General features: G+C 68.4%; 10 protein-coding genes and 1 other RNA gene. 5 read left to right on the top strand and 6 right to left on the bottom strand.

Annotation, left to right across the window (positions count from 1 at the left end):
* Position 1: 1 nt before the first annotated feature.
* The 4 genes from AC1KVE_RS06835 to mraZ all read right to left on the bottom strand — a co-directional run bounded on the left by AC1KVE_RS06835 (position 2) and on the right by mraZ (position 3,726).
* A complete protein-coding gene (locus AC1KVE_RS06835; protein WP_184457112.1) occupies positions 2-1,870 on the bottom strand; it encodes a peptidoglycan D,D-transpeptidase FtsI family protein in 1,869 nt (622 codons plus the stop codon).
* Between the two features lie 82 nt (positions 1,871-1,952).
* Positions 1,953-2,216 (bottom strand): cell division protein FtsL, encoded by a 264-nt coding sequence (gene ftsL, locus AC1KVE_RS06830; protein WP_005991913.1) that lies wholly within the window; start codon positions 2,214-2,216, stop codon positions 1,953-1,955.
* Complete coding sequence (rsmH, locus tag AC1KVE_RS06825) at positions 2,213-3,256, bottom strand: 16S rRNA (cytosine(1402)-N(4))-methyltransferase RsmH (RefSeq protein ID WP_160954919.1); 1,044 nt, start codon at positions 3,254-3,256, stop codon at positions 2,213-2,215. Before rsmH ends, ftsL begins: the two co-directional genes overlap by 4 nt.
* Positions 3,257-3,270: 14 nt before the next feature.
* Positions 3,271-3,726, bottom strand: a complete 456-nt coding sequence (gene mraZ, locus AC1KVE_RS06820) for a division/cell wall cluster transcriptional repressor MraZ (RefSeq protein ID WP_024939430.1) — start codon at positions 3,724-3,726, stop codon at positions 3,271-3,273.
* 314 nt (positions 3,727-4,040) lie between these two features.
* Between mraZ and AC1KVE_RS06815 the strand changes: the two genes are divergently transcribed.
* On the top strand, positions 4,041-4,814 hold the full coding sequence (locus AC1KVE_RS06815) for an NRDE family protein (protein WP_054591405.1): 774 nt from the start codon (positions 4,041-4,043) through the stop codon (positions 4,812-4,814).
* A gap of 269 nt (positions 4,815-5,083) precedes the next feature.
* Here the strand turns inward: AC1KVE_RS06815 and rnpB are convergent.
* Together rnpB and rsmI are read right to left on the bottom strand one after the other, a co-directional pair.
* Positions 5,084-5,513, bottom strand: an RNA gene (rnpB, locus tag AC1KVE_RS06810) — RNase P RNA component class A.
* Between the two features lie 163 nt (positions 5,514-5,676).
* Positions 5,677-6,498, bottom strand: coding sequence for a 16S rRNA (cytidine(1402)-2'-O)-methyltransferase (rsmI, locus tag AC1KVE_RS06805; protein WP_039523544.1), 822 nt, complete (start codon positions 6,496-6,498; stop codon positions 5,677-5,679).
* A gap of 82 nt (positions 6,499-6,580) precedes the next feature.
* Here rsmI and AC1KVE_RS06800 point away from each other — a divergent pair, with 82 nt between their 5' ends.
* Genes AC1KVE_RS06800 through AC1KVE_RS06785 form a run of 4 tightly spaced genes read left to right on the top strand, consistent with a single transcriptional unit; the run spans position 6,581 to position 10,625 of the window.
* Positions 6,581-8,311, top strand: a complete 1,731-nt coding sequence (locus AC1KVE_RS06800) for a penicillin-binding protein activator (RefSeq protein WP_039530705.1) — start codon at positions 6,581-6,583, stop codon at positions 8,309-8,311.
* 4 nt (positions 8,312-8,315) lie between these two features.
* Positions 8,316-8,684, top strand: a complete 369-nt coding sequence (locus AC1KVE_RS06795; RefSeq protein WP_046345708.1) for a YraN family protein — start codon at positions 8,316-8,318, stop codon at positions 8,682-8,684.
* Between the two features lie 19 nt (positions 8,685-8,703).
* A complete protein-coding gene (locus AC1KVE_RS06790; protein ID WP_024939435.1) occupies positions 8,704-9,243 on the top strand; it encodes a metal-dependent hydrolase in 540 nt (179 codons plus the stop codon).
* A complete protein-coding gene (locus tag AC1KVE_RS06785) occupies positions 9,240-10,625 on the top strand; it encodes an FAD-binding oxidoreductase (protein ID WP_184457114.1) in 1,386 nt (461 codons plus the stop codon). The genes AC1KVE_RS06790 and AC1KVE_RS06785 overlap by 4 nt, the downstream gene beginning before the upstream one ends.
* Positions 10,626-10,630 lie beyond the last annotated feature (5 nt).

Raw genomic sequence — 10,630 nt, 5'->3', positions numbered from 1 at the left:
CTCACTGGCGGCTCTCCTGCAGCGGTGCAGGCTGGGCGGGTGCGGGCAGTGCAGCCGGTGCGAGTGCGGTGGGAATACCCGCAGACACTTCATCCACCGGGTCCGGCACCAACGCCGGGTCCAGATCGGCCGGCTGCGGCTTGACCACCGGCTGCCCGGTCTTGCCGGCGGCCTGCGCCGCCAGCCACGACTGGATGTCGTCCGGCGGCACGTCCATCAGCCGCAGCGCGCCTTCCATCACCCTGTGGAACACCGGCGCCGACACCAGGCCGCCGTAATACACCTTGCCCTGCGGATCGTTGATCACGATGACGGTGGCAAAGCGCGGCCGCGTGGCCGGCACCAGGCCGGCGAACAGCGCGTTGTAATGCCCGCGCTCGTACCCGTTGGCGCCGTTCTTGCGGGCGGTACCGGTCTTGCCGGCCACGTGATAGCCCAGGATCGCCGCGCCCTTGGCGCCGCCCTGGGTGACCACGGTTTCCATCATGTCGATGACCTGGCGCGCCACTTCCGGAGTGACCACCTGGCGGGTCTCGTTGTGCTGGCCGCGCACGAAGGTCGGCGGGGTCAGCTTGCCGCCGTTGCCCAGCGTGGCGTAGGCCTGCGCGATCTGCAGCGGCGTCACCGACAGGCCGTAGCCGTAGGACATGGTGGTCTTGGACGGGCCGCTCCAGCGCGCCGGCTGCAGCACCACGCCGGCCGATTCGCCGGGAAAACCGCTGTGCGGGGCAGCGCCGTAACCGAAGTTGCGGATCGACTGATAGAAGGTCTGGTCCGGCACCTTGGCGGCGATCTTGGCCGCGCCGATGTTGGAGCTGCGGGTGATCACGCCGGTGACGTTGAGCACGCCGTTGTTGCGCGGCACATCGCGGATGGTGAAGCGCCCCACCGACATGTAGCCGGGGTTGGTGTCGATGACCGTGTCCTTGGTCACCACACCGGCGGTCAGCGCGGTGGCCACGGTCAGCGGCTTCATCGTCGAGCCCGGCTCGACCAGATCGGTGACCGCACGGTTGCGGCGCGCCGACGGGTTGATGCCGGTGACCGCATTGGGGTTGTAGGTGGGCAGGTTGACCATCGCCAGCACTTCGCCGGTGGCCACATCCATCACCACCATCGACCCGCCGGCCGCATTGTTTTCGACCAGTGCGTTGCGCAGCTCCTTGTAAGCCAGGAACTGGATGCGGCGGTCGATGCTCAGCGTCAGGTCCTTGCCCGGCTGGGCCGGACGTACCAGATCCACACTCTCCACGATCGCGCCGCGCGCATCGCGCACCACCTTCTTGGAGCCCGGCTTGCCGCGCAGCCATTCGTCGAAGGCCAGCTCCAGGCCTTCCTGGCCGCGGTCGTCGATATTGGTGAAGCCCAGCACGTGGGCCATCGCCTCGCCTTGCGGATAGAAGCGACGGAACTCGCGCTGCGAGAACACACCGGGGATCTTCAGGTCGACAATGGCATGTGCCTTGTCCGGGTTGATCCGGCGCTGCAGGTACATGAATTCCTTGCCGGCCTTCTGCGCCAGCTTGGCGTTCAACTCGTCCAGCGGCTGGCCAAGCGCCTTGGCCAGCTCGGGGACGCGGTCCGGGTTGCGCAACAGTTCCTGCGGATTGACCCAGATCGATTCCACCGGCGTGGACACCGCCAGCGGCTCGCCGTTGCGGTCGGTGATCATGCCGCGCGAGGTGGCGATCGGCAGTTCGCGCAGGTAGCGCGCTTCGCCCTGGCGCTGGTAGAAATCGCGGTTGACCAGCTGCACGAACGCCGCCCGGCCGATCAGCGTCACCGAGCACAGGCCCAGCGCGATGCCGACCAGCGTCAAGCGGCCACGCAGATTGAAGTTGCTGCGCGCGCGGTTGCGGCCGGCCTTCATTCCGCACCTCCGTGTGCGCCACCCTGCGGGCGGCTACGCCGTGCACAACGGCTGTCCTGCCGTTCGGTCACCTGCCGTCTGCTCATGGGCGCACCACCACGATGTCGTTGGTCTCCGGGAACTTCATCCCGATGCGCGCACGCGCAACCTGATCCACGCGATTACTTTCCGCCCAGGTGGCCTGCTCCAGCTGCAGCCGGCCGAATTCGATATTCAATTCATCGCGCGTGTGCTCGAGCTTGGACAACTGCACGAACAGCTTGCGATGCATGTGGCGCATGTACACGACCCCGATCGCCGAGGCGATGCTGCAGGCAAGCAGCACGATGAGCAGCAGGCGGCTCATGCAGCGTCTCCTTGAGACGCCGGGATTGGGGATTCGGGATTCGAGATTCGCTCAGAGCGCTTTTCCAATCCCGAATCCCTACTCCCGAATCCCAGCTTCTCAGCCACCCGCAACACCGCGCTGCGGGCGCGCGGGTTGACGCTCAGTTCGGCGTCGTCGGCCTTTATGGCGCCACTGATCAGCTGCAGCGTCGGTACGAACGGCTGCGCTTCGGGCAGGCGGCGGTTGCTCGGCGGGGCCTTGGCGTAGCGGGCCATGAACTGCTTGACGATGCGGTCTTCCAGCGAATGGAAGCTGATCACCGCCAGGCGGCCGCCGGGCTTGAGCGCGCCCAGGGCGGCGTCCAGGCCGGCTTCCAGATCGTCCAGCTCGCGGTTGATGTAGATGCGGATCGCCTGAAAGCTGCGCGTGGCCGGGTGGGTCTTGCTGTCGCCGCGCGGCATCACCGAGGCGATCAGCTCGGCCAGTTGCGCGGTGCGCAGCAGCGGCTGTTCGGCGCGGCGGGCCACGATGGCGCGCGCGATGCGGCGGCTCTGGCGCTCTTCGCCATAGGTCCACAGCACGTCGGCTATCTCGCGGTCGCTGGCATGCGCCAGCCACTCGGCCGCGCTCTGGCCGGCGTCCGGATCCATGCGCATGTCCAGCGGGCCGTCCTTGCCGAAACTGAAACCGCGCCCGGCCACGTCCAGCTGCGGCGAGGACACGCCCAGATCCAGCAGGATGCCGTCGACGGTTGCCGCAGCGACCACCTGGCCGAGGCCGGCAAAGCTGCCGCGATGGATGGACACGCGCGCATCGTCACCGAACGACTGTTCGGCCACGGCGATCGCGTCGGGGTCCTTGTCCATCACCAGCAGTCGACCTCCCGGGCCAAGATGTTGCAGCACGCCACGGGCGTGTCCGCCACGTCCGAACGTGCCATCGAGATAGGTTCCGTTTTCGATCACCTGCAGGCCGTCCAGAACCTGCGTGTACAGCACCGGCACATGGGCCGCCGGTGGCTGCGACACCGGGTGACCGGGCTGCGCTTCACCGCGCATCCGGGCACCCCGGCTCACAACCTGAGATCGAGCAATTCATCGCCCAGATCCCCGTCAGACAATGTCTGCTGGATCAGTGCGCGATGTGCCTGCTCGCTCCAAAGTTCGAATTTGTCGCCCATGCCCAGCAGCACGGCCTTCTTCTCGATGCCGACCGCATTGCGGTGGCTGGCCGGGATGCTCAGACGGCCATTGGCGTCCAGCTCCAGCACTGCGGAAGAACCCACCAGTTTCTGCTGCAGCGTGCGGATCACGCGTTGGGTATTGGGCTTGGACATCACATCGTCACGCACCCGCTCCCACTCCTTTTCCGCGTACAGCCACAGGCACCCGGCTTCGAACGGGTTGTAGGTGAGCACCAGGCGATTGCCGCTCACACGCGTGACCAGGTCGCGGTACGCGGTTGGCACCGCCATACGCCCCTTGTCGTCCACCGTGATGGCAGTCTCGCCCTGAAACACCGAATACAACCTCGAATACCCGCTGGGGGATCATTGAACCACGAAAAACCACAAAACACCTGGTTTTCCCTCCGTTGCCCACCTTAGCAGCGCGTCAAAGGTTGTCAACAACTTTGAAGGTCACAAATCGCCAGTCGCATCAATGAGTTGCAGCACTCTTTAGAGACTTGTTCAAAGGTTATCCACAAGTTGCTGTTTCATCTCAGATTTTGAGATTGAACAAAAATTCAGGGGCGTGAAGGCCATGTAAACCCGACCGCAGTCTCACTTCACACTGCGCCAGCTGCACATGGTCGTTGCGCAAACAGGCGACAATCGGCGCCATGTGCCTGGTCGCTCTTGCCTGGAAAACCCACCCCCGTTGGCGTCTGCTGCTGGCGGGCAACCGCGATGAATTCCACGACCGGCCGACCGCTGCACTGGCGCCCTGGCCGGCACCCGCCGACGGCGTGCTGGCGGGCCGCGACCTGCGCTCGGGCGGCAGCTGGGTGGGGTTGGGCAGCGACGGCCGCGCCGCGGTGGTGACCAATGTCCGCGACCCGCTCGCCACGGCGTCCGGCCGCTCGCGCGGACATCTCATTGCCGACTACCTGGCCGGCAGCCTGGACGCGGCCGTGTACGCCGGCGACCTGGCAGCGGCCGCGCACGAATTCCCGCCATTCAATCTATTGCTGTGCGACGCCGAGCGCTGCGAACACCTCAGCAACCACCCGCCGTTGGCACGCACGCTGGCGCCGGGCATCCACGGCATGTCCAACGGCCCGCTGGACGCGCACTGGCCCAAGACCGCCGCGCTGACTGCAGTCCTGCACGACTGGTGCGCGGCAGGCAGCGACGACCTGCAACCGCTGTGGAGCGCCCTGGGCAACCCCGCCATCGCGCCCGACGCCGCCCTGCCCCACACCGGCGTGGACCTGCCCACCGAACGCCTGCTCTCGGCCGCCTTCATCAACGGCTCCAGCTACGGCACCCGCGCCAGCACCATCGTCGCGGTGGACCACCAGGGCAGCGGCTTCATCCACGAACGCCGCTTCGGCCCCGCCGGGATCTTCCAGGGCGAAACGCGGCTGGACATCGTCGGGACGCGTCGACAATGACTGCCGCAACCAGCGCACAGTGATCGCAGCCAAGGCAAGGCGCCCAGCAACGCACCCAAGTGCAAGCCCCCTTGAGTCAAGGGGGCGCGGCGACAGCCGCAGGGTTTTGGCATGCCTAGGAGCGGGGCCCGCGTTTTGTACTGCCAAAGGCGGTACGAAGCGTGGGTGTCTGCTTAGGGCGAACACCCAAAGAAGGCAGCGACACAGCCGCGGAATTCTGGCCCCCAGAGGGGCCCCGCGTTGAGAAGGGCGAACGCCCGAAAGTAAGGTGGCGGAGCCGGCCGGTAAGCCGGGTTCTGTCGTGGACAGTCATTCGTCTAGGCGCTACGTCACCGCAGCGCTCAAGCAACCTACCCGGATCCAGCGCGGGCCACGCCAATGGATCCCTATTTGGTCTTGCTCCAGGTGGGGTTTGCCGTGCCGGTCCGTTACCGGACTCGCGGTGCGCTCTTACCGCACCATTTCACCCTTACCGGCCCCTCGCCACCCCTCTGCGGCCTCCGAACGCACTTGGCGATGCCTATATGCATCGCCGACACGCTTCAGTGGCGGCAGAGGGGTGACGAGGGACGTAGGCGGTATCTTTCTGTTGCACTTTCCGTCGGCTTGCGCCGCCCAGGCGTTACCTGGCACCTTGCCCTATGGAGCCCGGACTTTCCTCGGCACTCTTGCGAGTGACGCGACTGTCTGGCCGACTCCGCCGGGGCGCACTATACGCTATCGCCACCGTGCAGAACGGCGCCGCGAGCCGGCCCCGCCATCGCCGGCAGGCCCGCAATTGCCCGTAGGAGCGCACCCGGGCGCGAGAGGCGCTACCGAGAAAAATCCCAGTGCACGTCAACGTGCTCCTGCAACAGCACACCTAGCCGCCATACAAGGCCTTGCGCGGCGCACCGGTCAGCTCGGCAGCCAGCTTGGCAGCGGTGGACGGCGGCAGGTGTTCGGCCAGCTTGGCGTAGACGCGGCGGCCTTCGGCCAGCTGGCCTTCGGCGGCGTCGGCGGCGCCCTGCACCATCACCACGAACTCGCCCTTGCGCTGGTTGTCGTCGGCTTCGACCCTGGCCTGCAGCTCGGCCAGGGTGCCGTCGAGCACGGTTTCGAACAGCTTGGTCAGCTCGCGGGCGATCACCGCCGGGCGCTCGTCGCCGAAGGCCCCGCGCAGGTCGGCCAGCGACTCGACGATGCGGTGGGAGGACTCGTAGAACACCAGGGTGCGGGTTTCCCCGGCCAGGTGCGCCAGGCGCTCGCGGCGGGCGGCGCTCTTGGCCGGCAAAAAGCCTTCGAAGCCAAAACGGTCGCTGGGCAGGCCGGCCACGCTGAGCGCGGCGATGGCGGCGCAGGCACCCGGCACCGGGCTGACCCGGATCCCGGCCGCACGGGCGGCGCGCACCAGCTTGAAGCCGGGGTCGCTGACCAGCGGGGTGCCGGCGTCACTGACGATGGCCAGCGACTCGCCCTCGCGCAGGCGCGCGACGATGCGCTCGGACATCGCCTCTTCGTTGTGGTCGTGCAGGGCCAGCAGCGGGCGGTCGATGCCGAAATGGCCGAGCAGCTGGCGGGTATGGCGGGTGTCTTCGGCGCAGATCGCGGCCACGCCACGCAGCACCTCCTGCGCACGCGGCGACAGGTCGGCCAGGTTGCCGATCGGCGTGGCGACCACGTGCAGGGTTCCGGGGGAGGTCATCAACGGTATTCCGTAGGGCAAAGGGTAGAATCGTAGCGTTTTTAACGGTCCGCCCCGGCGGGCCCCGTCCAATGGATCTGAAATGAACAAGCGTGTTGCAAGGATCTCCGCCCTGTCGCTGATGGTGATGCTGGCCGCCGGCTGCGCCACCAGCAGCGTGACCCAGACCGCCTCGCCGACCCAGAGCGCGGCGCTGGCGTTGCTGGACCAGGGCAAGCCGCGCGAGGCGGCGCAGCAACTGGAAGCCGAGGCCGCCAGCGCCAGCGGTGCGCAGCGCAGCCGCCTGCTGGCCGCGTCTGCATTCGGCTGGCACGACGCTGGCGATGACGCACGTGCGCGCACGCTGCTGGCGCAGGTGACCCCGCGCCATCTCAGCGGCGAAGACCGCGCCCGCTTCGCGCTATTGACCGGCGAGCTGGCGGTGATCGACAAGCAGGCCGCGCAGGCGCTGCAGGCCCTGGGCGACAGCCCGCAAGGCCTGCCGCAGCCGCTGCAGACCCGCTGGCTGCTGGCACGCGCCGCCGCACTGGAAGGCACCGGCGACCTGTTCGGGGCCGCCGCCGACCGCGCACGCGCCGACGCCAGCCTGACCGGCACCCCGCGCAGCGAGAACCAGCGCGCGATCGTGCGCCTGCTCGCCGCACTCGACGACGCCACGCTGAAGGGCCGCACTGCGGCGCTGCCGGCGGGCGACCCGCTGTACAACTTTGCCGGCCGCGCCTTGATCAGCCGCGGGCTGGCGCTGCCACGCGCGTTCGATCGCGACGCGCAATGGGGCTTTGACACCAGCAAGCGCCCGCCGGCCGAACGCGACGGCTATCGCCCGCCGGTCAAGCTGGGCGTGCTGCTGCCGCTCAGCGGCAGCCTGGCCACCGCCTCGGCGCCGGTGCGCGACGGCCTGCTGGCCGGTTACTACGCCGAAACCCGCCGCCGCCCGGAACTGCGCTTCTTCGATACCGCCGGCACTGCCGCCGGCGCCAATGCCGCCTACGACAAGGCGGTGAGCGCCGGGGTCGACTACGTGGTCGGCCCACTGGGTCGCGACGAGGTCAGCGCCGTGTTCGCGCGCGGCCAATTGGCAGTGCCGGTGCTGGCGCTCAACCGCCCCACCGACAACAAAGCACCGCCCAGCGGCAGCGCCGGCTTCTCGCTGGCGCCGGAAGACGACGGCATCATGGCCGCCGAATACCTGCTCTCGCGCGAGCGCCGCAACGTGCTGATCGTCGGCACCAGCGACGACAACGGCAAGCGCACCATCAAGGCCTTCCGCGACCGTTTCACCGAACGCGGCGGCAGCGTCGCCGGCAGCATCAGCGTGGCCGAGGTACCGGGCGACATCGGTGCGCAGCTGCGCAACTACGGTGCTGCCGATGCGGTATTCCTGGCGGTGCGCGGCAACACCGCGCGCGCGCTGGCGCCGCAACTGGCCTTGAGCGGATTCGCCGGCAAATCGCGCGTGGGCACCTCGCAGCTGGTGGCCGGCACCGGCAAGGTCGAAGACGACCTGGCCCTGGACGGCATCATCTACCCCAGCGAAACCTGGACCGCGCTGGGCGTGTCCGGGCTGCCGGCCTCCACCCAGGTTGCCAGCACGCTGCCCAGCGCACGCGGACCCGGCGCGCGCCTGTTCGCGTTCGGCTACGACGCCTGGAAGATCAGCGCCTATCTGGAAAAACTCGCCACCGGCACCGACGGCGGCCTGCGTGGCGCCACCGGCACGCTGCATCTGGATGGCTTCGGCAACGTGCTGCGCACCCCGGCCTGGTCCACCTTCAACGGTGGCCGCCCGGTGCCGATCGCCGACGGCCGTTGACGCCATGCCGGCAGCGCGCCAGCAGCGGGGTGCGGCGGTGGAGGCGGCCGCACGCACGCTGCTGGAGCAGGCCGGGTTGCAGCTGGTGGTGGGCAATGCCAACTACCGCGGCGGCGAACTGGATCTGGTGATGCGCGACGGCCAGGCACTGGTGTTCGTGGAAGTGCGCTATCGCCGCGACAACCGCTTCGGCGGCGGCGCGGCATCGGTGGATGCGCGCAAGCGCCGCAAGCTGGTGCTGGCCGCGCAGTTGTTCCTTGCCTATCACCCGGCGCTGGCGACCTTGCCGTGCCGCTTCGATGTGGTGGAAGCCAGCGGCGAGCCGGTGGTGCTGAACTGGATCCGCGACGCCTTCCGCGCCGACGATTGCTGACGACGACGACCCACGCGCGATGCCGACCATCATCACCCATGCCGCGGTGCCGCTGGCGCTCTGGTGCGCCAGTGAACGCGGCCGCCTGTCGCCGCGCCTGCTCGGTGCCGGCATCGTCGCGGCGATGTTGCCCGATGCCGACGTGCTGGCGTTCGCGTTGCATGTTCCGTATGCGGATGCGTTCGGCCATCGCGGTGCCAGCCACTCGTTGCTGTTTGCCGGGCTGATCGCGCTGCTGGGTGGTGTTGCGCATCGCCTGTTGCGTGCGGACGCGCTGCAGGCAGCAGCGTTCTTGTTCGTCTGCGCCGCATCGCATCCATTGCTGGATGCGATGACCTCCGGTGGCCTGGGCGTTGCACTGACCTGGCCCTGGAGCGAGGCGCGCTGGTTCGCGCCATGGCGGCCGATTCGCGTGTCGCCTTTCGCCAACGGTTTCTTCAATGCGCGCGGCCTTGCCACGCTGCTCTCCGAGCTGCGCTGGGTCTGGCTGCCGCTCACCGTCGCGGTGCTGGGATGGAAATGCATCCAGCGCGCGGCACCACAGGATCACACTTCATGACCGATGTGCTTCCCACTGCCCTGGCCGCGTTACTGGCCGCGCGGCTTGGCCCCGATGGCTGGTTGACCGGCGACGACGCGCGGCGCCGCTATGGCGAGGACGATTCGCGCCGCTGGGCATTGCCCGCCGCCGTCGCCTTGCCGGGCGATACCGAGGATGTGGTGGCCATCGTGCAGGCCTGCCGCGCGCATGGCGTGCCGATCGTCGCGCGCGGCGCCGGCACCGGCACCACCGGTGCGGCGGTGCCGTTTTCCGGCGGCGTGGTGGTGTCGATGGCACGCATGGATCGCATCCTTGCGCTGCGTCCGGCCGATCGCTGCGCCATCGTGCAACCGGGCCTGCTCAACGGCCAATTGCAGCAGGCCTTGCAGCCGCATGGCCTGTTCTGGCCGCCGGATCCGTCCAGCGCGGACATCTGCAGCGTCGGCGGCAATCTGGCCACCAATGCCGGCGGCCCGCGCGCGGTGAAATACGGCGCCACCCGCGACAACGTGCTCGGCCTGGTCGCTGTGACCGGCACCGGCGAGGTGATCCGCTGCGGCGGCGCGTACACGAAGAATTCCACCGGCTACGACCTGACGCATCTGCTGGTCGGCAGCGAAGGCACCCTGGCGATCATCGTCGAAGCGACCTTGAAGCTGACGCCGCGCGCGATCGCGCAAGCCGGCGTGCGCGCGCTGTATCGCGATGCGGCCAGCGCCGCGGCGGCGGTGTCGCGCATCATGGCGCAACCGACCACGCCGACGATGCTGGAATTCATGGATGCCAGTGCGATCGCATTACTGCGCCGCAACGGCAGCGATGTGCCCGAGGCCGGCGCGATGCTGCTGATCGAAGCCGATGGCGATCACGACACCCTGCCCTACGCATTGCAGGCCTTGCACGATGCCGCCGATGGCGAAGGCGTGGTGAGCCTGGACGTGGCCGCCGATGGCAGCGCGCGCGACAGGTTGTGGGCCGCGCGGCGTGCGCTGTCGCCGGCATTGCGCACGATCAAGCCGGGCAAGATCAACGAGGACGTGGTGGTGCCGGTCTCGCGCATCCCCGAACTGGTGGCCGGCGTGGAAGCGCTTGCCGCCGAATTCGCGTTGCCGATCGTGGCCTTCGGCCATGCCGGCAACGGCAACCTGCACGTCAACATCATGTACGACCCGGCCGATGCCGACGAGGACGCGCGCGCACATGCCGCATTGCCGCGTCTGTTCGCACTGGTGCTGTCGCTGGAAGGCACACTCTCCGGCGAGCACGGCATCGGCGTGGCCAAGCGCGACTTCATGGCCCAAGCCTTCAGCGCAGAGACGCTGGCGGCGATGCGCGCGATCAAGGCCGCGCTGGATCCGGACGGGATCCTGAATCCGGGCAAGGTGCTGCCAACGCGCTAGTGGCG

This window comes from Xanthomonas sp. NCPPB 2864 (assembly GCF_056675615.1).
The sequence above is the reverse complement of the archived record's forward strand: the minus strand, read 5'-3'. Positions and strand labels throughout refer to the sequence as shown.

Bases quoted from the DNA above. Each gene is read 5' to 3' on its own strand.
- AC1KVE_RS06815 (WP_054591405.1), top strand. From the start codon at position 4,041: ATGTGCCTGGTCGCTCTTGCCTGGAAAACCCACCCCCGTTGGCGTCTG.
- AC1KVE_RS06835 (WP_184457112.1), bottom strand. From the start codon at position 1,870: ATGAAGGCCGGCCGCAACCGCGCGCGCAGCAACTTCAATCTGCGTGGC.
- rsmI (WP_039523544.1), bottom strand. From the start codon at position 6,498: ATGACCTCCCCCGGAACCCTGCACGTGGTCGCCACGCCGATCGGCAAC.
- AC1KVE_RS06795 (WP_046345708.1), top strand. From the start codon at position 8,316: ATGCCGGCAGCGCGCCAGCAGCGGGGTGCGGCGGTGGAGGCGGCCGCA.
- ftsL (WP_005991913.1), bottom strand. From the start codon at position 2,216: ATGAGCCGCCTGCTGCTCATCGTGCTGCTTGCCTGCAGCATCGCCTCG.
- AC1KVE_RS06790 (WP_024939435.1), top strand. From the start codon at position 8,704: ATGCCGACCATCATCACCCATGCCGCGGTGCCGCTGGCGCTCTGGTGC.
- AC1KVE_RS06800 (WP_039530705.1), top strand. From the start codon at position 6,581: ATGAACAAGCGTGTTGCAAGGATCTCCGCCCTGTCGCTGATGGTGATG.
- AC1KVE_RS06785 (WP_184457114.1), top strand. From the start codon at position 9,240: ATGACCGATGTGCTTCCCACTGCCCTGGCCGCGTTACTGGCCGCGCGG.
- rsmH (WP_160954919.1), bottom strand. From the start codon at position 3,256: ATGCGCGGTGAAGCGCAGCCCGGTCACCCGGTGTCGCAGCCACCGGCG.